The following is a 23,563-nucleotide window of genomic DNA, read 5'->3' on the forward strand; positions in this document are numbered from 1 at the left end:
CTCTGGTTCAAATGATCTCCCGACTCACGTCCTGGGCTAGCGGGGAGGAAGGCCTGTGCAAATCGTGGACCGGGTTCTTGCCGAACAACGGGCCAGCGGCTTTGCCGTCGACCGGCGTGTGCCATTGCAGTGAGTCCTCGGCGGGGTTTGGGGATGAGGGCCGGCCAATTGGAGGAGGGGCAGTCCCCGAAGGGGACCGAGGGCGCCTGCTGGCGCGCCCGAGCCCGACGACTTGGCTGGCCCTCATCCCCCAACCCCGCCGAGGACGCCCTACGAAGAAAATACCTCCAACCCGAAGCCACTCTTCTACGACTGCGCCGCAAACTCCAACGCCTTGGACGTGATCTCCAGCACGTTGCGCGACAACCCCGGATGCGCGCTCACCGCCTGCAATGCCTGCTGCATCGGCTGGCGTAACGCAGGCACGAAGCGCGACCAGTTGTCGAGCGCGCGCGCCAGGCGGGCGGCGACCTCGGGGTTCAGGGCATCGAGCGCGATGACCTGTTCCGTCCAGTAGGCGTAGCCCGTGCCGTCGGCGTGGTGCATGCCGCGTGCGTTGTTCAGGCAGAACTGGAACACCAGCGCGCGGGCGCGGTTCGGGTTGCGCAGCGTGAAGGCGGGATGTTGCATCAGCGCGCGCACGGTCTGCACCGTGGCCGAGCGCGCCGTGGCCTGCAGCGTGAACCACTTGTCGACGACCAGCGGATCGTGCTTCCAGCGCTCGTAGAAGGCTGCCAGCGCCTGCGCCGGGGCTTCGCCGGTGCCGTAGTTCAGCAGCGCGGACAGCGCCGCCATGCTGTCGGTCATGTTGCCGGCCGAGGCGTATTGCTGCTGCGCCAGGCCTTGCGCGCCGTCGATGCCGGCGGCCATCAGGTGCGCCAGCGCCTGGTTCTTCAGGGCGCGGCGGCCGGCGGGGCCGGGGGCGGGACTGTATTCGCCCGGCGTCTGGTTGCCGTCGAACGCGGCGCGCCATTCGGCTTGCAACTGGCGGCCCAGTTCGGCGCGCAGGAAATCGCGCGCGGCGGCCAGCGCCGGCGGATCGATCTGCGCCATGCGTTCGGCCAGCGTCTTCTCGGAAGGCAGCGCCAGCGTGCGCGCGCGGTAAGCCGCGTCCAGCGCGGGATCGGTCAGCAGGGCGCGCCAGGCGTCGATGAAGGCGCCGTCGGCGCGCAGCGTCTGGCCGGACTGGTGCAGGCGGGCCAGCGCCAGGATCTGGCGCGTGGCCAGTTCCTGGCCCGCTTCCCAGCGCGCGAACGGATCGGTGTCATGGGCCGACAACAGCGCCAGGTCGGCGTCGCTCCAGCCGTACTCGACGATGATGGGGGCCGAGAAGCCGCGCAGCAGCGACGGCACAGGGGCCGAGGGCACGCCCTCGAATACCCACTGCTGGCGCGCGGTGGTGAGTTCGAGCAGCGCGGTCTCCTGTTCGCGGCCATCGACGCGCAGCGCGATGGGCTTGCCCTGGCGGTCGAGCAGGCCCAGCGCGAACGGAATGTGGAAGGGCTGCTTGGCGGGGTTGTCGGCGCGGCGTTCGACGCCCACGGGCTGGCATTGCTGCGCCAGCGTGACCGTGCAGCGCTGGGCGGCGGCATCGTAGTCCAGCGTCACGGCCACGCGCGGCGTGCCGGCCTGGCGGTACCAGTTGCGGAACACTTCCAGATTGCGGCCCGGATGCTGCTTCACATAGACCGACTCCATGGCCGCGACGAAGTCGTCGCAGGTGACGGCCTGGCCGTCATGGCGGCGGAAATACTCGTCCATGCCTGCGCGGAAGCCTTCCTCGCCCAGCAAGGTGTGCTGCATGCGGATGACTTCCGAGCCTTTCTCGTACACCGTGGCGGTGTAGAAGTTGCCGATCTCCTGGTAGCTGTCGGGGCGGATGGGGTGAGCCATCGGGCCCGCGTCCTCCGGGAACTGCGCCGCGCGCAGCGTGGCCACGTCGTCGATGCGCTTGACCGCGCGCGCGCTGGCGGCGGCGGCCGGGTCCAGGTCGCGCGCCATCATGTCGGCGCTGAACTCCTGGTCGCGGAAAACGGTCAGGCCTTCCTTCAGGCTGAGCTGGAACCAGTCGCGGCAGGTGACGCGGTTGCCGGTCCAGTTGTGGAAGTACTCGTGGCCGATGACCGATTCGATGCCCTCGTAGTTGGCGTCCGTGGCGGTGTCGGCGTCGGCCAGCACATAGGCCGCGTTGAAGATGTTCAGGCCCTTGTTCTCCATGGCGCCCATGTTGAAGTCGCGCACGGCGACCACCATGAAGCGGTCCAGGTCGAGTTCCAGGCCGAAGCGGGTTTCGTCCCAGCGCAGCGCGCGCACCAGCGAATCCAGCGCCCACTGCGTGCGGTTCTCGGAACCCGGGTCGCTGTAGACCTGCAGCAGCACTTCACGGCCCGAGGCGGTGTTCACGCGGGTTTCCCGGTGGGTCAGGCGGCCCGCCACCAGGGCGAACAGATAACAAGGCTTGGGAAACGGGTCTTCCCATTCGGCTTCGCCGCGGCCATCGGGCAACTGGCGCGTGGCGATCAGGTTGCCGTTGGACAGCAGCAGCGGATAGGCGGCGGGCGCGCGCAGCGTCACACGGTAGCGCGACATGACGTCGGGGCGGTCGGCGAACCAGGTGATGCGGCGAAAGCCCTCGGCCTCGCACTGCGTGAAAAAACTGTCGCCGGAGACGTACAGGCCCATCAGGGTGGAGTTGGCGGCCGGATGGCAGCGGCTGACGATCTCGATCTCGGCGCGCGCGGGCAGCCCGCTGAGGGTGAGCGCATGCGCGCCCACGCTGTACTGCGCATCGGGCCAGGCCTGGCCGTCGACGCGTAGCGAGACCAGTTCCAGCGCTTCGCCGTCCAGTTGCATGACGGCGTCCGCCGCCGCGTCCGCGTGGCGTTCGACCTGCATGGTGCAGCGGACGGTGGTGGTGTCCGGGTCCAGGTCGAACTCCAGCGCCACCTGCGGGATTGCGTACGGATAGGGCCGGTAATCCTTGCGGTAAATCGTCACGGGCGTGTCGGTACGCATTGGGTTTCCACGATGCAAAGGGGAGACCGGGTTATTGTAGTGGCATGCCGTGCGAAAACTTTCCAGACTGCGCGCGGTCGTATCCGCATGTCGCCCGAACGGGGCGTGGAGGAATCAAGTCATGTCCCAAATTTCCTGGTCGCGCGGCTTGCGCATGGCCGGGGTGTCTCTGGCGCTGGGCAGCGTGCTGCTGGCCGGCTGCGCGGCGCCCACCGTCTCGACGCACGTCACCTCCTTCCAACGTTGGCCGCAAGGCGTGCAAGGGCAGTCGTATGCCTTTGCCGCCGTCTCGCCCGAGCAATCCAACAATCTCGAATACCAGTCCTATCGTGACACCCTGCGCGCCGGCCTGGGCGCCACCGGCCTGACCGAAGCGCCCGCCGGCCAGCCGGCCCGATTCACCGTCTCGTATAACTACGGCACGTCGCAGACCACGGTGATGACCCGCCAGGCATATGACCCGTACATGTATGGCGGTTATCCCGGTTACTACGGTCCGCGCCGCTGGGGCTACGGCTTCTGGGGACCGGGCTTCTGGGGCCCCGAATGGGTCGACGTGCCGGAGCCGGCGTTCCGCCATTACCTGAATGTCGAGATCCGCGACCGGGAGCGCGGCGGGGCCGAGGTCTATCGTTCCTCGTCCTATACGCTCAGCCGCGCCGACAACCTGTTGCGCGCCATGCCTTATCTGGTGCGCGCCATTTTCGATGGGTTCCCCGGCAACAACGGCAGCGAGCGCCAGATTGAATATCCGGTCGACCGGTAGGGCGGCGCGTCGATATTCATTGACGCGCCAAAGAAAATGGCGCGCCGAGGCGCGCCATTTTGGTGGGACTCTGATCCCGGATTATGCGGCGATCAGGAAGCTGGCGCGGTCGGCGCCATTCGCTTCCTCGGCGGCCAGCCAGCGCGGCGCCTTGCCGCGGCCGCTCCAGGTTTCGCCGGTCTGCGGGTGGCGGTACTTGGGGGCCACGGCGCGCTTGGGGCCGCCGTTGGACGCGGCCTTGCGGCGGCCGCCGGCCGACGGCGCGCGCGCGGCGGTGGATTTGGCGGCGCCGAAGGCGGCCGTGATTTCTTCCGGAGTGATATCGTAGTCGCGCATCGACTTGACGATGGAGGCAAGCACTGGCTTGCGGCGCTTGGTCAACAGGGCCTCGGCTCGCTTCTGGAGCTTCGTGATTTCTTTTTCGATCTTGGCTTGCTGCGTTGCGTAGGATTCGCGGGGCATAGTTTTAATCCTGATTATCAATAAGTTGATAGCCTTCGCCGGCTGGTAGAACAGTTACTACTTGGTTTTGTGGGTGAATAATACTAGCTTATTGCCTCCAGACTGTATCCTGACTGAGACAATTTTGTATCATGACTGAAATGCAATCGAAAGAATTGTGTGGATCGTGGCATGTGGCGGCTGTCCAAATGGTCAGCACGCCGGATGTTTATGAAAATCTGAAACAGGCCGGCGAATTAATCCAAAAGGCGGCGGCGTCTGGCGCCAGTCTGGTCGCATTGCCCGAGTACTTCTGTTTCATGGGGCAGCGAGATATTGACAAATTTGCGATTAAAGAGACCGAAGGACATGGCCCGATACAGGAGTTCCTGTCCGGATTGGCTGCCCGCCTCGGTATCTGGATCGTGGGCGGCACGTTGCCGCTGGCCTGCCCGGATCCGAACCGCGTGTTCAATACCGCCTTCGTATATGGCCCGGACGGCAAGCAGCGCGCGCGGTACGACAAAATTCACCTGTTCAATTTCCAGCGCGGCGCCGAGTCCTACGACGAATCGGTGGCTATTCACGCCGGCAGCACGGTGCGGACGTTCGATGCGCCGTGCGGCCCGGTCGGGCTGTCCACGTGCTACGACTTGCGCTTTCCCGAGCTGTACCGCGCGATGGGGCAGGTCAGCCTGATTCTGGTGCCGGCGGCGTTCACCTACACCACCGGAAAGGCGCACTGGGAAGTGCTGCTGCGGGCCCGCGCCATCGAAAACCAATGTTACGTATTGGCGCCCGCGCAAGGGGGCAGACACCCGAACGGCCGCCGTACCTGGGGCCATTCCATGCTGATCGACCCGTGGGGCGAGATCGTGGACGTGCTGCCCGAAGAGCCGGGCGTGATCGGGGGTACGATAGAGGCTGATCGCCTGTCCGAGGTGCGGGCCGCCTTGCCCGCCCTGCGTCACCGAGTCCTGTAGACCGCTCATCCATGAAATTGACCGATCCCGCTATCCAGTCCCTGGCCACCGCCAAATCGTTGTTGCTGGACCCCTGGGGCCTGACCGAGGCCGACCTGGCCCGCGCCCTGGGCGAAATCTTCACGCACAAGGTCGATTACGCCGACCTGTATTTTCAATACACGCGCAGCGAAGGCTGGAGCCTGGAAGAGGGCATCGTCAAGACCGGCAGCTTCTCCATCGGCCAGGGCGTGGGCGTGCGCGCCGTCAGCGGCGAGAAAACCGCTTTCGCCTATTCCGACAGCCTGTCGGCCGAGGCCCTGCAATCCGCCGCCCATACCGTGCGCGGCATTGCCCGCCGCGGTGCGGGCCGCGTCAAGGTGGCGGCGCACGTGCCGCCCGATGATGCCCGCAGCCTGTATTCCGACATCGATCCCCTGACCACGCTGACCGCCGCCGAGAAGGTGGCGCTGCTCGAGCGCGTCGAGCGCATGGCGCGCGCCGCGGATCCGCACGTCATTCAGGTGATGGCCGGCCTGGGCGCCGAATACGACGTGGTGCTGATCGCCGGCAGCGACGGCCGCCTGGCCGCCGACGTGCGGCCGCTGGTGCGCTTGTCCGTCACGGTCATCGCCGAACGCAATGGCCGCCGCGAGATGGGCCACGGCGGTGGCGGCGGCCGTACGGGTCTGAATCTGTTCTCGGACGATCTGCTGAAGGAGTATGTGGATCGCGCCGTGCATGAGGCCATGGTGAATCTGGAAGCGCGTCCCGCGCCCGCCGGCGAAATGACGGTGGTGCTGGGTTCGGGCTGGCCTGGCATTCTGCTGCACGAAGCCGTGGGCCACGGCCTGGAAGGCGATTTCAATCGAAAGGGTTCCAGCGTGTTCTCCGGCCGCATCGGCGAACGCGTGGCTTCGCCCGGCGTCACCGTGGTCGATGACGGCACGCTGCCTGACCGCCGTGGGTCGTTGAATGTCGACGACGAAGGCAATGCGACGCAGCGCAATGTGCTGATCGAGGACGGCATCCTGCGCGGGTATATGCAGGACACGCTGAACGCGCGCCTGATGAAAACCGCGGCCACGGGCAACGGCCGCCGCGAATCGTTCGCACACCTGCCGATGCCGCGCATGACCAATACCTACATGCTGGGCGGCGACAAGGCGCCCGAGGAAATCATCGGTTCGGTCAAGCGCGGGCTGTATGCCGCCAATTTCGGCGGTGGCCAGGTGGATATCACCAACGGCAAGTTCGTGTTTTCGGCGTCCGAGGCCTACATGATCGAGGACGGCAAGATCACGTATCCGGTGAAGGGCGCGACGCTGATCGGCAACGGGCCGGACGCCATGACGCGGGTCAGCCTGATCGGCAACGACATGAAGCTGGATTCGGGCGTGGGCACTTGCGGCAAGGATGGGCAGAGCGTGCCCGTAGGGGTGGGGATGCCTACGGTGCGGATGGATGGGCTGACCGTCGGCGGCACTGCCTGATTGAGTACCGGGTGAGGGATTCGGGTTCTTGAGTCGCCTCGGCCTGATGTGCCCGCGCGTGCCGGCCAAGTCGGTCGGCTCGGGCGCGCCATCAGGCCGAGGCTGGCGTCAGGTATTCGCATCTTCAGATGCCTCCTGCGGTCATGAGAGCCGTGCTGGTGAGGGTGATGTCGGCATCCATCTTTTTTCCTCATGCCGGAAAGTCTGTCATGACCAGGTCAGATTTTTTGTGCTAGAGTGCCCCTCATGAACTTCGCGCACCCCGCCTTTTTCTTTTATTTTTATGCTTTTCTGAAGCCGCTGGCGGAGGAAGGGTCGCGTTCAAACTGAAAAGTCGCAGAATCCCTCAAAAAAGCCGCCAGCGAAACCTGGCGGCTTTTTTGTTGCCGTCAGAAAGAAGCCGGCGGGCCATACCCCAGGAGCAGCCCCGTGTCGCACAATACCGATGACCTTCGCATCCGCGAAATCAAAGAACTGACGCCGCCTTCGCACGTGATGCGCGAATTCGCGTGCACCCGCGAGGCATCCGAGACCGTGTATGCCGCGCGCCAGGCCGCGCATCGCATCCTGCATGGCATGGACGACCGCATGATCGTGGTGATCGGGCCTTGCTCGATCCACGATACGCGCGCCGCGATCGAATATGCCGAGCGGCTGGTCGAGGCGCGCCGCCGCTACGCCGGCGAACTCGAGATCATCATGCGCGTGTATTTCGAGAAGCCGCGCACCACGGTGGGCTGGAAGGGCCTGATCAACGACCCCGACCTGGACGGCAGCTTCAATATCAACAAGGGCATCCGCATGGCCCGCGAACTGCTGCTGGAAATCAACAGCATGGGCCTGCCGTCGGGCTGCGAGTTCCTGGACATGATCACGCCGCAGTACATGGCCGACCTGGTGTCGTGGGGCGCGATCGGCGCGCGCACGACGGAAAGCCAGGTACACCGCGAGCTGGCGTCGGGCCTGTCGTGCCCGGTGGGATTCAAGAACGGCACGGACGGCAACATCCGCATCGCGGTCGATGCCATCAAGGCGGCGTCGCAGCCGCACCATTTCCTGTCGGTGACCAAGGGCGGCCATTCGGCCATCGTGTCCACGGCCGGCAATGAGGACTGCCACGTGATCCTGCGCGGCGGCAAGGCGCCGAACTACGACGCGGCCAGCGTCGAGGCCGTGTGCCAGGACATGAGCAAGTCGGGCATGGCGCAGCGCGTGATGATCGACGCGAGCCACGCCAACAGCAGCAAGAAGCCCGAGAACCAGCCCCTGGTGATCGACGACGTGGCGCGCCAGATGGAGCAGGGCGAGTCGCGCATCGTGGGCGTGATGATCGAAAGCCACCTGGTGGCCGGCCGCCAGGATCTGGTGCCGGGCAAGCCGCTGACGTATGGCCAGAGCATCACCGACGGCTGTATCGATTGGGACGCCTCGGAAAAGGTGCTGCGGCGCCTGGCCGATGCCGTGCAGGAGCGCCGCCGCGTGGCCACGACCACGGGCAAGTAAGGCTCCAGGAGGGAGCGGGGACGGCGCAGGCGTAAAATCGTCGCGTCGTCCACCCGAACGCCCTTTGCCATGAATGCTCCCCTGGAAGCCGAAACCCTGCGCCGGCCCGTGCCCGACGCCTGTCTGGATGCCCTGCGCGCCCGCTTCGGCGAGCGCCTGTCCGTGGCCGCGGCCGTGCGCGAACACCACGGCCGCGACGAGTCCCCGTATCCCGCGATGCTGCCCGACGCGGTGGTCTTCGCCCGCACCACCGAGGAGGTCGCCGAGGTGGCGCGGCAGTGCAACGCGCATGGCGTGCCGCTGATAGCCTACGGCGCCGGCTCGTCGCTCGAAGGCCATCTGCTGGCCGTGCAGGGCGGCATCAGCATCGACCTGTCGCAGATGAATGCGGTGCTGTCCGTCGATGCCGAGGACCTGACGGCCTCGGTGCAGGCCGGCGTGACGCGCAAGCAGTTGAACGAGGAAGTGCGCAATACCGGATTGTTCTTCCCCATCGATCCGGGCGCCGACGCCAGCCTGGGCGGCATGGCCGCCACGCGCGCCTCGGGCACCAATGCCGTGCGCTACGGCACGATGCGCGAGAACGTGATGTCGCTGACGGTGGTCACGGCCGACGGCCGCATCGTGCGCACCGCCGGCCGCGCGCGCAAGTCGTCGGCGGGCTACGACCTGACCCGCATCTTCGTGGGCAGCGAAGGCACGCTGGGCATCATCACGGAAGTGACGGTGCGCCTGTATCCGCAGCCCGAGGCCATCTCGGCAGCAGTGTGCAATTTCCCCACGCTGGACGACGCGGTGCAGAGCGTCATCGAGATCATCCAGATGGGCGTGCCGGTGGCGCGCGTCGAGTTCATGGACACGGCGGCCGTGCGCTCGGTCAACCTGCACAGCAAGCTGGACCTGAACGAATCGCCGCTGCTGCTGTTCGAATTCCACGGCAGCCCGGCCGGCGTGCAGGAGCAGGCCCAGACGGTGCAGGCCATCACGGCCGAACACGGCGGCATGGACTTCGACTGGGCCGAGCGCCCCGAAGACCGCAGCCGCCTGTGGACCGCGCGGCACAACGCCTATTTCGCGGGCCTGCAACTGCGCCCCGGCTGCCGCGCCAGCACCACCGACGTGTGCGTGCCGATCTCGCGGCTGGCCGACGTGGTGCGCGAGACGGTCGAGGACCTGGATCGGGCCAGCTTCCCCTACACCATCGTGGGGCACGTGGGCGACGGCAACTTCCACGTGCTGATGCTGCTCGACCAGGACAGCCAGGACGAATGGCGCGAGTCCGAGGCCATCAGCCATCGCATGGTCGAGCGCGCCATCGCGGCCGACGGCACCTGCACCGGCGAGCACGGCGTGGGGCTGCACAAGATGCAGTTCATGGAAAGCGAACACGGCGCCGACGCGCTGGCGCTGATGCGCAGCCTGAAGCACGCGTTCGATCCCAACAATATCCTCAATCCTGGCAAGATCATCGCCTGGTGAGGATCGGCGGACGGACCGCCCGCGCAGGCGTCGCGTGCGATCCGTCCCCTGGGTGCGGGTAAGTCCCGTCGTGTGCGCGGCCTGGGGCCGCGTTATCGTTGATGGATGAATACATTGGCCGATACCGGCCTGGCCGTCAGCAGCCAGGGCGCCTTTTCCGCGAAAGCCGTGATCGATGCTCTGTGCGCCCTGCTTCCGGCGCACTGCGTGCTGTTTCGCGAAGAGGATACGCGCCCGTACGAGTGCGATGGCCTGTCGCTGTACCGCTGCCTGCCGGTGGCGGTGGTGCTGCCCGAATCCGAGCCGCAGGTACAGGACGTGATGCGCCTGTGCAAGCGCATGAACGTGCCGCTGGTGGCCCGCGGGGCGGGCACGGGCCTGTCGGGCGGCGCCATGCCGCATGCGCGCGGGGTGCTGCTGGGCATGTCCAAGTTCAATCGCGTCAAGCACATCGACCCCGCGGCCTGCACGGCCGTGGTCGAGCCGGGCGTGCGCAATCTGGCCGTATCCGAGGCGGTGGCCATGCATGGCCTCTACTACGCGCCGGATCCGTCCAGCCAGATCGCCTGTACCATCGGCGGCAACGTGGCCGAGAACTCGGGCGGCGTGCATTGCCTGAAGTACGGCCTGACGGTGCACAACGTATTGCGCGTGCGGATGGTCACCATCGAAGGCGAGATCGTCGAGCTGGGCGGCGGGGCGCCGGATGCGGCCGGCCTCGACCTGCTGTCGGTCTTCGTGGGCTCCGAAGGCATGCTGGGCATCGTGACCGAAGTCACGGTCAAGCTGGTGCCCAAGCCCTTGTGCGCGCAGGTGGTGATGGCCAGCTTCCCCAGCGTCGAGAGCGCGGGCAACGCGGTGGCGCAGATCATCGCCGCGGGCATCATTCCGGCGGGGCTCGAAATGATGGACCGCCGCGCGGTGCATATGGTCGAGCCCTTCGTGAAGGCCGGCTACGACCTCGACGCGCAGGCATTGCTGCTGTGCGAGTCCGACGGCACGCCCGAAGAGGTCGCGCACGAGATCGCGCGCATCGAGGCGGTATGCCGGCAGGCTGGCGCCACGCGCTGCCAGGTCTCGGGCAGCGAGGCCGAGCGGCTGCGCTTCTGGGCGGGCCGCAAGAACGCCTTTCCCGCCGCGGGCCGGGTATCGCCCGACTACTATTGCATGGACGGCACGATTCCGCGCCGGCACCTGGGCCGCGTCCTCAACGCCATCGAGCAGATGGAGGATGAGTTCGGGCTGCGCTGCGCCAACGTGTTCCATGCGGGCGACGGAAACCTGCATCCGTTGATCCTGTTCGATTCCAACAAGCCGGAAGAGATCGAACGCGCCGACAAGTTCGGCGCCGCCATTCTCGAACTGTGCGTGCAGGTCGGAGGCACCGTGACAGGTGAACACGGTGTGGGTATGGAGAAGATCAATCAAATGTGCGTGCAATTTTCGCGTGACGAGCTGGACGCCTTTCTTGCCGTGAAACGGGCTTTCGATCCGCCCCTGCTGCTCAATCCCGAAAAAGTCATTCCCACGCTGGCGCGCTGTGCCGAGTACGGCAAGATGCACGTGCACGGCGGCGAGATGCGTTTCCCCGACCTGTCCCGTTTCTAGAGGCGAATCATGGAATTCGTCCTGTCGGAACTGTGCGAGCAGGTCCTGACCGCCCGCGCGGGCCAGAAGCCGTTGTTCATCGCGGGCAGCGGCAGCAAGTCGTTCTATGGCAACCACCGGCCGCTGACGCCGCAGGATGGGCACTGCCTGCTGGACATGACGGGGTACCGCGGCATCATCAATTACCAGCCTTCGGAACTGGTGGTGACGGCGCGCGCCGGCACGCCGCTGGCCGAGCTCGAAGCCGAATTGGCCGCGCGCGGGCAGATGCTGGCCTTCGAGCCGCCGCACTTCGGGCCCGATGCCACGGTGGGCGGTTGCGTGGCCGCGGGCCTTGCGGGGCCGCGCCGCATGGCGGCGGGCGGGGTGCGCGACTTCGTGCTGGGCGCCCGCCTGCTGGATTCGCATGGGCGCCTGCTGGCCTTCGGCGGCGAAGTGATGAAGAACGTGGCGGGCTACGACGTGTCGCGCCTGCTGGCCGGATCGCAAGGCATCTTCGGGGCCATCGTCGAAGTGTCGCTGAAGGTGCTGCCGCGTCCCATGCAGGAACGCACGTTGCTGCGCGAGGCCACCCAGGACGAAGCGTTGGACCTGTTCTCGCAGTGGCGTGGCCGGCCCATGCCGGTTTCGGCCTCGTGCTGGGCGCCGCAAGCGGATGGCCGTGGGCAACTGGCGGTGCGCCTGTCCGGCGCGCCGCCCGCCGTCGAGGCCGCCGCGGCGCGCATCGGCGGGCAGGAACTGCAAGACGCCGATGCATGGTGGCTCGCCTTGCGCGAGCAGACGCATCCGTTTTTCGACACGTCGCGGCCCTTGTGGCGCGTGGCCGTGCCGCCCACGGCGCCGGCCCTGGCGCTGGCGCCCATGTTGATCGAATGGGGGGGCGGGCAACGCTGGTTCAGCGGCCAGGCCGATGTACGGGAAGTGCGTGATGCCGCGGCGCGCGCGGGCGGCCATGCCACGCTGTTCCGCGCCGCGCGATCGGCCGCGCCGGCCGACGGCGTGTTCCATCCCTTGGCGCCCGCGGTGGCCACGCTCACGCGGCGCCTGAAGCAAGAGCTCGATCCAGCCGGCCTGTTCAACCCAGGCCGTTTGTACCCGGAGCTGTAAGCCTATGCAAACCAACCTGGCAAGCTGGGCACGCGAGACGCCCCTGGGTGACGATGCGGACGCCATCCTGCGGCGCTGCGTGCATTGCGGCTTCTGCACGGCCACGTGTCCGACCTATCAGGTGCTGGGCGACGAGCTGGACGGGCCGCGCGGCCGCATCTACCTGATCAAGCAGGTGCTGGAAGGCGTCGAGCCCACGCAGGCCACGCAGCAGCACCTGGACCGTTGCCTGACGTGCCGCAATTGCGAGACGACCTGTCCGTCAGGGGTCGAGTACGGGCATCTGGTGGACATCGGCCGCCAGATCGTGGACGAGCGCGTGACGCGCCGCTGGTCCGACCGCATGCGCCGCCTGCTGCTGCGCAAGGCGATGAATTCGCCGCTGTTCGCGCCCGCCATGCGGCTGGGGCAGGCGCTGCGGCCCATGCTGCCGGCGGCGCTGCGCCTGAAGGTGCCCGCGCGCCGCGCGGCGGGCCGCGTGCCCGATGGGGCGGGACATGTGCGGCAGGTGCTGCTGCTGGCCGGCTGCGTGCAGCCCGCCATGATGCCCACCATCGACGCGGCCACGGTCCGCGTGCTGGATGCCATCGGCATCGGCGCGCGCGTGGCGCCGGGCGCGGGGTGCTGCGGCGCCATCCACTTCCACCTGGACGCGCAGGAAGACGGCCTGGCGCAGATGCGCGCCAACATCGACGCGTGGTGGCCGCTGGTGGAGCAGGGCGGCGTCGAGGCCATCGTGATGAATGCCTCGGGCTGCGGCGCCATGGTGAAGGACTATGCGCATCATCTGCGGCGCGATCCGCGTTACGCCGAGCGCGCCGCGCGCATCGTGGCGCTGGTGAAGGACGTGGCAGAGATCGTCGCGCCGCATGCCGCGGAACTGAAGGCGCGCTTGAAACCCGGCCCGCGCGTGGCGTTCCATCCGCCGTGCACGCTGCAGCATTGGCAGGGGTTGCGTCCGCTGTCGGAGCAGATGCTGGCGGCCCTCGGGTTCGACCTGCAGCCGTTTGGCGAGGCTCACCTGTGCTGCGGGTCGGCGGGCGCGTATTCGGTGCTGAACCCCGGGATTTCGCAGACGCTGCGGGATCGCAAGCTGGGCAACATCGCGCAGGCCAGGCCCGAGATGATCGTGTCGTCCAACATGGGGTGCATCGGGCATCTGCAAGGGGGGACCGATACGCCGGTGCGGCACTGGATCGAGGCGGTGGACATGGCGTTGGCGCGCTGAGGCGTGTTCACAACGGAGTAACGTTTTGGTCATGTGCCGGGGCTACGATCCGGCCGCATTGCTGTCCGCCGCCGCGCGTCTCGCGGCCTGTCCTGGTTCTCTCCGATGATTCGTCCCCGGCGCGCCCTCGGCGCCCAGTTCCTGGCTCGATGCCCCGGCGGCGCCTGGGCATCCTGCTGGCGGCACAGATGGAAGACCTGTCGGCACAGGAGGTGGCTTTGCGCTATGGCATCACCGTACGTAGCGTGCAAGGCGAACTGCGGCGTGCGCGGCTTGTATTGGTGGTGGGAGAGGGCGGTTCCACGCGGGCCAGACCGGGGTTCGGCGCGGCCGCCCCCACGTATGCCATGAGGACTTAGGGATGGTCCACGCCGAAAGAGGCCTCGCAATCGCAAGGCCTAGGTGCGGGTGGCCGGCCCCGGCGGGGCGAACCAACGGCGTGCGCACGAGTCCTGTCGATGTCCGCCATGAATGGCCCTGGCACGCCCCGCCATGGCACACCGCAGCCCATGCGTTCACTCCACCGCCTTCACCATCTCCTCCAGCACCTTCTTCGCATCGCCGAATACCATCATGGTCTTGTCCAGGTAGAACAGTTCGTTGTCCAACCCCGCATAGCCCGCCGCCATCGAGCGCTTGTTCACGATCACCGTGCGCGCCTTGTAGGCTTCCAGAATAGGCATGCCCGCAATCGGCGATTGCGGGTCGTTCTTCGCGGCCGGATTCACCACGTCGTTGGCGCCCAGCACCAGCACCACGTCGGTCTGGCCGAATTCGCCGTTGATCTCGTCCATCTCGAACACCTGGTCGTAGGGCACCTCGGCCTCGGCCAGCAGCACGTTCATGTGGCCCGGCATGCGGCCGGCGACGGGATGGATCGCATACTTCACCGCGATGCCTTTCTCGCCCAGCTTGGCCGCCAGCTCCTTCAGCGCATGCTGCGCGCGCGCCACGGCCAGGCCATAGCCGGGCACGATCACCACGGTCTCGGCGTTGGCCATCAGGAAGGCCGCGTCCTCGGGACTGCCCGATTTCACGCTGCGCTGCTGCCCGTCGCCCGCCGTGGCGCCTGCTCCCGCCTGGCCGCCGAAGCCGCCCAGGATCACGTTGAAGAACGAGCGGTTCATCGCCTTGCACATGATGTACGACAGGATCGCGCCCGACGAGCCCACCAGCGAGCCCGCGATGATCAGCATGGGGTTGTTCAGCGAGAACCCGATGCCCGCCGCCGCCCAGCCCGAATAGCTGTTGAGCATGGACACCACCACCGGCATGTCCGCGCCGCCGATCGGGATGATGATGAGCACGCCCAGCACGAAGGCGATCGCCGTCATCAGCACGAAGGGCAGCCAGGCCTGCGTGGCCATGAACCAGAAACCGCAGCCCAGCATCGCCAGGGCCAGCAGCAGGTTCAGCATGTGCTGCCCGCCGAACACCACCGGCGCGCCCTGGAACAGGCGGAACTTGTATTTGCCCGACAGCTTGCCGAAAGCGATGACCGAGCCCGAGAACGTGATGGCGCCCACGAAGGTGCCGATGAACAGTTCCAGCCGGTTGCCCACCGGAATCGGCATGCCCGCCGCCGCGATGCCGAATGCATGCGGTTCGGCCACCACGGCCACGGCAATGGCCACCGCCGCCAGCCCGATCATGCTGTGCATGAAGGCGACCAGCTCGGGCATCTTGGTCATCTCGACACGCCGGGCCATCAAGGTGCCCACGCTGCCGCCCGCCAGCAGGCCCAGCAGCACCCAGCCCAGGCCGATGCCCGCCTGGCCCTCGCGCGCCAGGCCGATGATCAATGCCGCGGTGGTCAGCACGGCGATCGCCATGCCGGCCATGCCGAACGCGTTGCCCAGCCGGGACGTGGTGGGATGCGACAGGCCCTTGAGCGCCTGGATGAAGCACACCGACGCCACCAGGTACAGCAGCGTCACCAGGTTCATCGAGATCGTCATGGATGCTTCTCCCCGGCGCGGGCGGCCTTGCGGTCCTTCTTCCTGAACATCTCCAGCATGCGCCGCGTGACCAGGAAGCCGCCGAACACGTTGACGGCCGCCAGCGCCACGGCCGCCACGCCCATGGTGCGCGCCAGCCCGCCTTCGGTCAGCGCCGCGGCCAGCATGGCGCCCACGATGATGATGGCCGAGATGGCGTTGGTGACGGCCATCAGCGGCGTGTGCAGCGCCGGCGTCACGTTCCAGACGACGTGGTAGCCCACGTAGATGGCCAGTACGAAGATGATCAGGTTGATCAGGGTGTGGTCGATGCCTTCCATATCAGTTCCAACCGTAGGCAATGAACGTGGGGGTCGTCATCTAGATCTTCCTCGCCAGGTCGCCGTTCTCGCACAGCAGGCAGGCGGCCACGATCTCGTCGTCGCGGTTGATCGCCAGCTTGCCTTCCGCGTCCACGATCAGCTTCAGGAAGTCCTGCAGATTGCGCGCATACAGCGCGGATGCATCGGTGGCCACCATGCCGGGCAGATTGGTCAGCCCGACCAGCGTCACGTCGTGTTTGTGCACGACCAGCCCTTTTTCGCTGAGCGGGCAGTTGCCGCCGCGCTCCACCGCCAGGTCCACCACGACCGAGCCCGGCTTCATTTGCTGTACCGTCTCTGCCGACAGCAGCATGGGCGCGGGACGCCCCGGTATCAGCGCCGTGGTGATGACGATGTCCGCCTGCCTGCAGCGCTCGGCCACCAGCACGGCCTGCCGCGCCATCCACGCGGGCGGCATGGCGCGCGCGTAGCCGCCCGTGCCTTGCGCGATCTCGCGTTCCTCGTCGGTTTCGTAGGGCACGTCGATGAACTTGCCGCCCAGCGACTCGATCTGTTCGCGCGCGGCGGGCCGCACGTCCGACGCTTCCACCACCGCGCCCAATCGGCGCGCGGTGGCGATGGCCTGCAATCCCGCCACGCCCGCTCCCAGCACCACGACGCGCGCCGCCTTCACCGTGCCGGCGGCCGTCATCATCATGGGGAAGAGGCGGCCGTAGTAGTGGGCAGCCAGCAGCACCGCCTTGTAGCCCGCCAGGTTTGCCTGCGACGACAGCACGTCCAGGCTTTGGGCGCGTGTAATACGCGGCGCCAGTTCCAGCGCGAAGGCGGTCAGGCCCGCCTGGGCCATCGCCCTCATGCCGTCGATGTCGTAAGGATCCAGCATGCCCGCCACGACGCTGCCGGCCTTCATGTGCGCCAGCTCGTCCGGCGAGGGCGCGCGCACTTTCAGTACGACTTCGCTGCCCAGCGCCTGTGCGGCATCGCAGAGCTGCGCGCCCGCTTCTTCATAGGACTGATCCGGAAACCGCGCGGCCATGCCCGCGCCGCGCTCGAAGCAGACACGGTGCCCGGCCGCGACGTATCGTTTGACTGTCTCCGGCGTTGCTGCGATACGGGTTTCCCCGTCCCGGGTTTCTTTTGGTATCCCGATCTGCATCACGCTCCTCCTCCTTCGAAGGGTGGGTGTAGTTATACACGAACCCCTGACCGCGCAGCGATGCCGCGTCATGCCGCGTCATGCCGCGCCAGGAAGCGCCAGGAAGCGCCAGGAAGCGCCAGGAAGCGCCAGGAAGCGCCAGCGCCGGCGGTCAGCGTTTGCGGGCCCGCGGTTTGCGCGACTGGGCAAGCAGGTCATAGAGTTTCTGGGCGGCGGGCGAGAGGGATCGGCCGCGCTTCTTGATCAGGCCGATCTGGCGTGTCACGACCGGCTCGTGAAGCGGGATGCTGACCAGGGTGGCGTGGTCGTGGCTGGGCATCGCCAGTTGCGGCACGGCCGCCACGCCCAGTCCGGCCTCCACCATGCCCAGCAGCGTCGTCACGTGCTTGGACTCGAACAGGCATTGCGGCCGGTTCGGCACGTTGGCCAAGGCCAGATCCATCAGCAGCCGGTTGCCCGAACTCTTGCCCACCGACATGAATTCGTGCTCGCCCAGATCCGCCCAGGTCACGCGCCTGCGCCTGGCAAGCGGGTGGTCGCGGCGGCAGGCGGCCACGAAGCGTTCGGTGAGGACGGGCTTGAACTCGATCTCCGCTTCCTGGCTGCCGATGAAGTTCAGGCCGAACTCGGCCTCGCCGCTGGCCACGGCCAGCAGGACCTCGTTGGCGCTGGAGTCTTGCACCTTCACACGGATGTTGGGGGAGAGTTCGTGGTACTGCCGCACGACCTGGGGCAGGAAGTAATAGGCCGCGGAGGGTACGCAGGCCACGGACACTTCGCCGATGCGCCGCGCCGTCACATCTCCCAGCCCCAGCAGCATCGCGTCCAGGCTTTCCAGCCAGTCCTGGGTCTTGCCCGCGAAGTCGCGGCCCACGGTGGTCGGCGTCACTTTGCGGGTGGTGCGGTCGAGCAGCCGTACGCCCAAGGCATCCTCGAGTTTCTCGATGCGCCGGCTCAGCGCCGGCTGCGAGAGGTGCAACGACGTGGCGGCGGCGCGGAAGCTGCCCAGTTGCACCACGGCGGCGAATGCCTGCATGTCGCCAAGATCGAAGTTTCTGTTCATCGTGCGGGGGACGCCACTTTTGATAATTGCTTGCCATGCATCAGTGCATCGTCAAGTTGCATGAGCCGGATGTATTTCTTTCTGCTTGCTGAATTCATATAAATGCACAGGGTGCATCAATACGAAGAAAAATTGCAATTTACAGCAGGAACGTGGTGGCGTCACCATGGCGGCCATGTCGAAAAATATCCCTTGCGTCCTCATGCGCGGCGGCACCTCCCGGGGGCCGTTCTTCCTCAGCGATTGGCTGCCGTCCGATCCCGCCGAACGGGACCGCGCGCTGCTGGCTGCCATGGGCTCCCCGCACGAACTTCAGATCGATGGACTGGGGGGAGGCAATTCGCTTACGAGCAAGGTCGCCATCGTGTCGCGCTCCCACTTGCCGGATTGCGATGTCGACTACCTCTTCGCGCAGGTCAGTGTCGAGCGTGCCAAGGTCGACGTGTCGCCCAATTGCGGAAACATGCTGGCCGCCGTCGGTCCGTTCGCCATCGAGCGGGGCCTGGTACGGGCGCGGCGTGACGGCACGACACGGGTGCGCATCTTCAACATCAATACGCGCTCGCGCATCGACGCCATCATCGATACCCCGTCCGGATGCGTGCGCTACGACGGCGACGTATCGATAGACGGCGTGCCCGGCACGGCCGCGCCGATCCTGCTCAGTTTCCTGGATGTCTGGGGCAGCGTCACGGGACGCGTCTTCCCCACCGGCCAGCGCAGCGAGATCATCGACGGCGTCGACGTGAGCTGCGTGGACGCGGCGCAGGTCATGGTGCTCATCCGCAGCGCCTGTCTGGGGCTGACGGCCGCCGAGCGGCCCGAGGCGTTGGACGGCGACACGGAGTTGTCCACCCGCCTGGAACGTATCCGGCTGGAGGCCGGACGCCGGATGGGGCTGGGCGATGTCTCGCAGGGGGTGCTGCCCAAGCCCGTTCTGGTGGCGCCGGGCCCACGGGCCGGGACCGTGCTGTCGCGATACTTCACGCCACACCGCTGCCATCGGTCGCATGCGGCCACGGGCGCCATCGGCGTGGCCGCGATGAGCGTGCTGCCGGGGACCGTCATCTCTGCCGCGCCATCCTGCCCAGGCACGCATCACGTCGCCGTCCTGCATCCCGCCGGCAAGATCGATGTCCAGGTCGAAGCGACACAGCAGCACGGCCAATTGAATCTGCAGAGCGCCTCGCTGGTGCGCACTGCCCGCAAGATCCTCGAAGGCACCTTGTTCCTGCCGGATTGACGCCCGCTCTTTGAATCCAAGAAAACATCAGGAGACAACCATGAAGCCCTGGAAAGGCACGTCCGAACGCATTCGCCATCTCTGGCTGCTGGCAACGGCAGCGGCCCTCATTCCGCTGTCCGCCAGCGCCGGAAACTATCCGGAACGGCCCATCACGATGGTGGTGCCGACGTCACCGGGCGGCGGCAATGACGCCATCGCCCGCGTCGTCGCCCAGAAAATGTCGGTCGTGCTGGGACAGCCCGTGGTGGTGGAAAACCGCGCCGGCGCCAACGGCGCCATCGCCTCGGAATACATCACGCGCGCGCCGGCCGACGGCTATGCGATTCTGTTCGGCTACATCGGCACGCATGGCATGAATCCCGCCCTGCAGACCGTCCGATACGATCCCGTGGGCGGATTCACGCCGATCGGCATGGTGTGCGAGTCTCCCACCCTGATGGTCATCAGCCCGGCGGTGTCCGACGCGACGGTGGCCGCGTTCGTGGCGGATACCAGGGCGCACCCCGACAAGTTCAATTACGCCTCGGCAGGCAACGGCACCGCGCCGCATTTTGCGGCCGAGATGTTCAAGATCGCCACGGGCGCGCAACTGGCGCACATTCCGTACAAGGGTTCGGCTCCGGCCATGCTGGGCACCATTTCAGGACAGACCCAGGTCATGTTTCCCAGCCTGATCGGGGCGTATGCCCATGTGCAGTCCGGCAAGCTGCGGGCGATGGCCATCGCCGGTTCGCATCGATCGCCGGTGCTGCCCGACGTGCCCACGCTGGATGAGCTGGGCGTGAAGGGGGTCGACGTGACGCAGTGGTACGCGCTGTTCGCCCCGCCGGGGACGCCAGCGCCGATCATCGGCAAGCTGAACCAGGCGCTGAACGCCGCGCTGGCCGACCCCGGCGTTGTCAGGCACATCGAGAGGGAGGGGGCGACGGTCCAGGCCGGCACGCCGGCGCAGCTGGATCAGCGGGTCCGGTCGGAGTTGGCGAAGTGGAAAGAAGTCGTGGCGAAGGCACACCTGCACGCCGAGTAGCCTCGCCCCGCCCTGGCGCGCGTCAGGCGACCTGCGCGCGCGTCCATTCGACCAGCGCGATGGTCAGTTCGCGCAGGTCGTTCTTCAGCTTGCCGTAGTTGGCGGTCGGACGCAGGGAAACTTCGTCCATGTACAGCTTGCGGTTGATCTCGATCTGCAGGCTGTGGCGGCCCTCGGTGGGGCGGCCGAATTCGCGTACCAGCTCGACGCCCTTGTACGGATCGTTGATGGCGACGTCATAGCCGCGCGGACGCAGGAAGTCGGCCACGAACCGGGCGAAGGCCGGATCGCTGGTGGCGCCGTCACGGTCGCCCAGCACGAAGTCGGGATGGACCAGGCCGGGCTTGTCGGTGGCGAACGCGCCGGCCACGCTGGGCATGGAGTGGCAGTTGATGTGCCAGACCCGGCCGAAGCGCGCATGCGCCTGGTCGAGCACGCGGCCCAGCGCCTGGTGATACGGGCGCCAGCAGGTTTCCAGGCGATGGCGCACCTCGTCCACGCTGAGCTTGCGGTCGTACAGCGGCGTGCCGTCGTCCATCATGCGCCAGATCAGGCCCTTGCCCAGCTTGATCTTCGGCGAGGCCGACACCGGGCCGGGCCACGGGGCGTCCAGCATGTCGGGGTCGATGTCCTGCTCGCTGCGGTTGGCGTCGATGTAGGCGCGCGGGAACGTGGCGCCCAGCAGGGGCACGCCCAGCTCGATGGCGTCGCTCCAGAGGTCGTCGACCCAGGTGTCTTCGGCGGTGCGCAGCACGCCGGCCTCGATGACCGACTTGAAATCGGGCGGGTAGGTCGTGCCGCTGTGCGGCGAGTCGAGCACCAGCGGCGCGGAAAGGGCGGCGGCCGGATAATCGGCCGGCAGTTCGAAGCGGTAGGAAAGAGGTTGCTGGATAAGCATGGCTTGGGGTGCTGCTTTGGGTACTGCCGTTTGGGATCGCGGCCCCGCGCACGGGCGCGGGGCTCGAGTCCTGAAGGTGCTGCGGGCCTCAGTCGATCTTGACGTTGGCTTCCTTGGCGATGCGCTTGTTCTTGGCGACTTCATCGCTGATCTGCTTGGCGTACTCGGCCGGCGTGTTGGCCACCGTCTCGGCGCCCAGGCCTTGCAGCTTGTTCTTGACCTCGGGATCGGCGCTGACTTCGACCACGGCCTTGTACAGCTTGTCGATGATGGGCTGCGGCAGCTTGGCCGGACCCACCAGGCCGAACCACGACGAATCGTTCACCGGGCCCAGGCCCACTTCGGCGAAGGTCGGCACGTCGGGCAGGGCGGCGACGCGCTTGGGCGCGGCCACGGCCATGGCCACCAGCTTGCCGGCCTGCACGTGCGGCAGGGTGGACGGCAGGTTGTCGAACAGGATGTCGACCTGGCCGGCCAGCGTGTCGTTCAGCGCGGGGCCGACGCCACGGTAGGGCACGTGCATCAGGTTGGTGCCCGAGGCCATCTTGAACATCTCGCCCATCATGTGCGAGACCGAGCCATTGCCGGCCGAGGCGTAGGTCAGCTTGCCCGGCTCGCTCTTGGCCAGCTTGATGAACTCGGCCATGTTCTTGGCCGGCACCTTCGGGTTGATCGACATGATGTTCGGCACCGACGCCAGGTTCGAGATCGGCGTGAAGTCCTTGGTGACGTCGAAGGGCAGGTTGGGGTAGATGGCCGGGTTGATGCCGTGCGTGCTGACGGTGGCGATGCCCAGCGTGTAGCCATCGGGGGCGCTGTTGGCCACGAAGGCGCTGCCGATCGAGCCGCCGGCGCCGCCGCGGTTCTCGGCGACCACGGTCTGGCCCAGGGCGCGCGTCAGCTTGTCGGCGAACAGGCGGCCGACGATGTCGGTGGTGCCGCCGGGAGGAAAGGGAACGATCAGGCGGATGGGCTTGTTGGGGTAGTCCTGGGCATGGGCCACACCGGAAAACAGCGGCAGGGTGGCCAGGGCGGCCAGCGACAGGCCCAGCAGGGCGGAACGGCGTTGCATATTTCTTTCCTTGGGGGATAGCTGTTCTAAGAAGGCCGCAAAGATCGGCACGACCCTCGATTCTGGCGGGACGCGCACGATTTGCGCAAACGAAAGATTCTCCGTAATCTATTCCGTTTAGTCATGGCTGGCCGGCATCGCGCCCGGCATCGCCGGGCGACACCTCCGTTTCCCATTCCTCCCGCGCGCACCGGGCGCCGGGCGCCCCCATGCGTCGATTCTGTCCGTCCCTTACTGATTTACAGGCCTTCGAGGTCGCCGCCCGCCACAGCAGCTTCACGCGCGCGGCGCAGGAGCTGTGCGTCACGCAGGGCGCGGTCAGCAAGCAGGTCAAGCATCTGGAGGATTTCGTCGGCGTCCAGCTATTCCTGCGGATCCGGCAAGGCCTGGTGCTGACAGAGGCCGGACAGGCCTATCTGAAGAAGATCCAGGCCGGCCTGGGACAGATCGAGGCGGCCACCGTGGAACTGATGGCGCACCAGGGGCGCGGCGGCACGCTGCACCTGACCTGCATGCCCACCTTCGGCGCCCGCTGGCTGATTCCCCGGCTGGCGGCCTTCATGCGCCTGCGGCCCGACATCCATGTCGAATTCCTGCCGCATCGCCAGGGCTACGATTTCTCCACCCCGGAACTGGACGCCGCGGTGCGCTTCGGCGAGGGCATCTGGCCCGGCAGCGGGGCGGACTACATCGTGGGCCGCGACGTGGTGCCGGTATGCAGCCCCCGCCTGATTCCGCACGAAGGCGCCCAGGCGGCCGAACTGCTGGATTATCCGCTGTTGCACCATACTTCCGCGCTGGAAGGCTGGCTGGACTGGCTGGAGCAGGCCGGCTGCGACACGCGCCGCGCCCGCGAAGGCGCGCGCTTCGACCAGTACGCGCTGCTGTCGCAGGCCGCCGCCGCGGGCTTCGGCATTGCGCTGGTCCCGCGTTGCCTGATCGGCGACGAACTGGTGGACGGCACGCTGGTCGTGCCGGTGCAACTGCCGATCCGCGCGCGGCAAGGCTATTACCTGTGCTACCCCGAGCAGAAGGCCGGCCTGCCCATGCTGCAGGCGTTCCGGGCCTGGCTGATGGAGGTGTCGCTGGCGGCCGAGCCGCGGCTCGATGCGGAAAGCCACGCCGAGCCCGCCACGCCGGCGCCCGCCGGCGCCCTCGTGCTCCGGCCGGGCGCCGCCACCTGACGCCGCCATGCCCTGCAGATAAAATATCGCCATC

The 23,563-nt window shown here is 67.1% G+C and carries 20 protein-coding genes; 12 read left to right on the forward strand and 8 right to left on the reverse strand.

The features are described 5' to 3' along the window. Positions 1 to 306: 306 nt before the first annotated feature. The gene (gene pepN, locus A6745_RS24885) at positions 307 to 3,015 is read right to left on the reverse strand and encodes an aminopeptidase N (protein ID WP_066133452.1); all 2,709 of its coding nucleotides are present in this window, start codon (positions 3,013 to 3,015) and stop codon (positions 307 to 309) included. A gap of 121 nt (positions 3,016 to 3,136) precedes the next feature. Between pepN and A6745_RS24890 the strand changes: the two genes are divergently transcribed. Then, a complete protein-coding gene (locus A6745_RS24890) occupies positions 3,137 to 3,781 on the forward strand; it encodes a DUF4136 domain-containing protein (RefSeq protein ID WP_066133453.1) in 645 nt (214 codons plus the stop codon). Between the two features lie 81 nt (positions 3,782 to 3,862). Here A6745_RS24890 and A6745_RS24895 read toward each other — a convergent pair whose 3' ends face one another. Beyond that, entirely contained in the window at positions 3,863 to 4,243 is a 381-nt protein-coding gene (locus tag A6745_RS24895; protein WP_066133456.1) for an H-NS histone family protein, read from the reverse strand. Between the two features lie 140 nt (positions 4,244 to 4,383). On the opposite strand from A6745_RS24895, the gene A6745_RS24900 reads away from it, so the two are divergent. The 8 genes from A6745_RS24900 (at position 4,384) to A6745_RS24935 (ending at position 13,961) form a co-directional block, all read left to right on the forward strand. Further along, positions 4,384 to 5,205: a carbon-nitrogen hydrolase family protein gene (locus A6745_RS24900; RefSeq protein WP_231886103.1), complete on the forward strand. Its 822-nt coding sequence runs from the start codon at positions 4,384 to 4,386 to the stop codon at positions 5,203 to 5,205. An 11-nt stretch (positions 5,206 to 5,216) separates the two neighbouring features. Beyond that, positions 5,217 to 6,677, forward strand: coding sequence for a metalloprotease TldD (gene tldD / locus A6745_RS24905; protein ID WP_066133461.1), 1,461 nt, complete (start codon positions 5,217 to 5,219; stop codon positions 6,675 to 6,677). Between the two features lie 429 nt (positions 6,678 to 7,106). Beyond that, positions 7,107 to 8,180, forward strand: coding sequence for a 3-deoxy-7-phosphoheptulonate synthase AroG (gene aroG / locus A6745_RS24910; RefSeq protein ID WP_066133465.1), 1,074 nt, complete (start codon positions 7,107 to 7,109; stop codon positions 8,178 to 8,180). 69 nt (positions 8,181 to 8,249) lie between these two features. Beyond that, positions 8,250 to 9,659, forward strand: coding sequence for an FAD-binding oxidoreductase (locus A6745_RS24915; protein WP_066133468.1), 1,410 nt, complete (start codon positions 8,250 to 8,252; stop codon positions 9,657 to 9,659). A gap of 105 nt (positions 9,660 to 9,764) precedes the next feature. Next, positions 9,765 to 11,267 (forward strand): FAD-linked oxidase C-terminal domain-containing protein, encoded by a 1,503-nt coding sequence (locus tag A6745_RS24920; RefSeq protein WP_066133471.1) that lies wholly within the window; start codon positions 9,765 to 9,767, stop codon positions 11,265 to 11,267. Positions 11,268 to 11,276: 9 nt separating this feature from the next. Further along, positions 11,277 to 12,374, forward strand: a complete 1,098-nt coding sequence (glcE, locus tag A6745_RS24925) for a glycolate oxidase subunit GlcE (protein ID WP_066133475.1) — start codon at positions 11,277 to 11,279, stop codon at positions 12,372 to 12,374. Positions 12,375 to 12,378: 4 nt separating this feature from the next. Beyond that, a complete protein-coding gene (gene glcF, locus A6745_RS24930; protein WP_066133479.1) occupies positions 12,379 to 13,602 on the forward strand; it encodes a glycolate oxidase subunit GlcF in 1,224 nt (407 codons plus the stop codon). A 149-nt stretch (positions 13,603 to 13,751) separates the two neighbouring features. Continuing rightward, the gene (locus A6745_RS24935) at positions 13,752 to 13,961 is read left to right on the forward strand and encodes a hypothetical protein (protein WP_066133482.1); all 210 of its coding nucleotides are present in this window, start codon (positions 13,752 to 13,754) and stop codon (positions 13,959 to 13,961) included. Between the two features lie 156 nt (positions 13,962 to 14,117). Here A6745_RS24935 and A6745_RS24940 read toward each other — a convergent pair whose 3' ends face one another. The 4 genes from A6745_RS24940 to A6745_RS24955 all read right to left on the reverse strand — a co-directional run bounded on the left by A6745_RS24940 (position 14,118) and on the right by A6745_RS24955 (position 18,102). Beyond that, on the reverse strand, positions 14,118 to 15,560 hold the full coding sequence (locus A6745_RS24940; RefSeq protein WP_066133487.1) for an NAD(P)(+) transhydrogenase (Re/Si-specific) subunit beta: 1,443 nt from the start codon (positions 15,558 to 15,560) through the stop codon (positions 14,118 to 14,120). Beyond that, complete coding sequence (locus A6745_RS24945; protein WP_066133489.1) at positions 15,557 to 15,880, reverse strand: NAD(P) transhydrogenase subunit alpha; 324 nt, start codon at positions 15,878 to 15,880, stop codon at positions 15,557 to 15,559. Before A6745_RS24945 ends, A6745_RS24940 begins: the two co-directional genes overlap by 4 nt. Positions 15,881 to 15,920: 40 nt before the next feature. Further along, the gene (locus A6745_RS24950; protein WP_066133492.1) at positions 15,921 to 17,039 is read right to left on the reverse strand and encodes a Re/Si-specific NAD(P)(+) transhydrogenase subunit alpha; all 1,119 of its coding nucleotides are present in this window, start codon (positions 17,037 to 17,039) and stop codon (positions 15,921 to 15,923) included. A 151-nt stretch (positions 17,040 to 17,190) separates the two neighbouring features. Then, a complete protein-coding gene (locus A6745_RS24955; RefSeq protein WP_066133495.1) occupies positions 17,191 to 18,102 on the reverse strand; it encodes a LysR family transcriptional regulator in 912 nt (303 codons plus the stop codon). A gap of 175 nt (positions 18,103 to 18,277) precedes the next feature. On the opposite strand from A6745_RS24955, the gene A6745_RS24960 reads away from it, so the two are divergent. Together A6745_RS24960 and A6745_RS24965 are read left to right on the forward strand one after the other, a co-directional pair. After that, on the forward strand, positions 18,278 to 19,345 hold the full coding sequence (locus tag A6745_RS24960) for a 4-oxalomesaconate tautomerase (protein WP_066134799.1): 1,068 nt from the start codon (positions 18,278 to 18,280) through the stop codon (positions 19,343 to 19,345). A 40-nt stretch (positions 19,346 to 19,385) separates the two neighbouring features. Beyond that, positions 19,386 to 20,375 (forward strand): Bug family tripartite tricarboxylate transporter substrate binding protein, encoded by a 990-nt coding sequence (locus tag A6745_RS24965; protein WP_066133496.1) that lies wholly within the window; start codon positions 19,386 to 19,388, stop codon positions 20,373 to 20,375. A 22-nt stretch (positions 20,376 to 20,397) separates the two neighbouring features. Here the strand turns inward: A6745_RS24965 and A6745_RS24970 are convergent, their stop codons facing one another. Together A6745_RS24970 and A6745_RS24975 are read right to left on the reverse strand one after the other, a co-directional pair. Continuing rightward, positions 20,398 to 21,273 (reverse strand): N-formylglutamate amidohydrolase, encoded by an 876-nt coding sequence (locus A6745_RS24970; protein ID WP_066133499.1) that lies wholly within the window; start codon positions 21,271 to 21,273, stop codon positions 20,398 to 20,400. A gap of 88 nt (positions 21,274 to 21,361) precedes the next feature. Continuing rightward, positions 21,362 to 22,345 carry a Bug family tripartite tricarboxylate transporter substrate binding protein gene (locus A6745_RS24975; RefSeq protein WP_066133502.1) on the reverse strand — a complete coding sequence of 328 codons (984 nt, stop codon included), beginning with the start codon at positions 22,343 to 22,345 and terminating at the stop codon, positions 21,362 to 21,364. Positions 22,346 to 22,554: 209 nt separating this feature from the next. On the opposite strand from A6745_RS24975, the gene A6745_RS24980 reads away from it, so the two are divergent. After that, on the forward strand, positions 22,555 to 23,529 hold the full coding sequence (locus tag A6745_RS24980) for a LysR substrate-binding domain-containing protein (RefSeq protein WP_066133505.1): 975 nt from the start codon (positions 22,555 to 22,557) through the stop codon (positions 23,527 to 23,529). The last annotated feature ends 34 nt before the right edge of the window (positions 23,530 to 23,563 follow it).

The sequence above is a fragment of the Bordetella ansorpii genome (assembly GCF_900078705.1).
In the GTDB taxonomy this organism is placed as follows: domain Bacteria; phylum Pseudomonadota; class Gammaproteobacteria; order Burkholderiales; family Burkholderiaceae_B; genus Bordetella; species Bordetella ansorpii_A.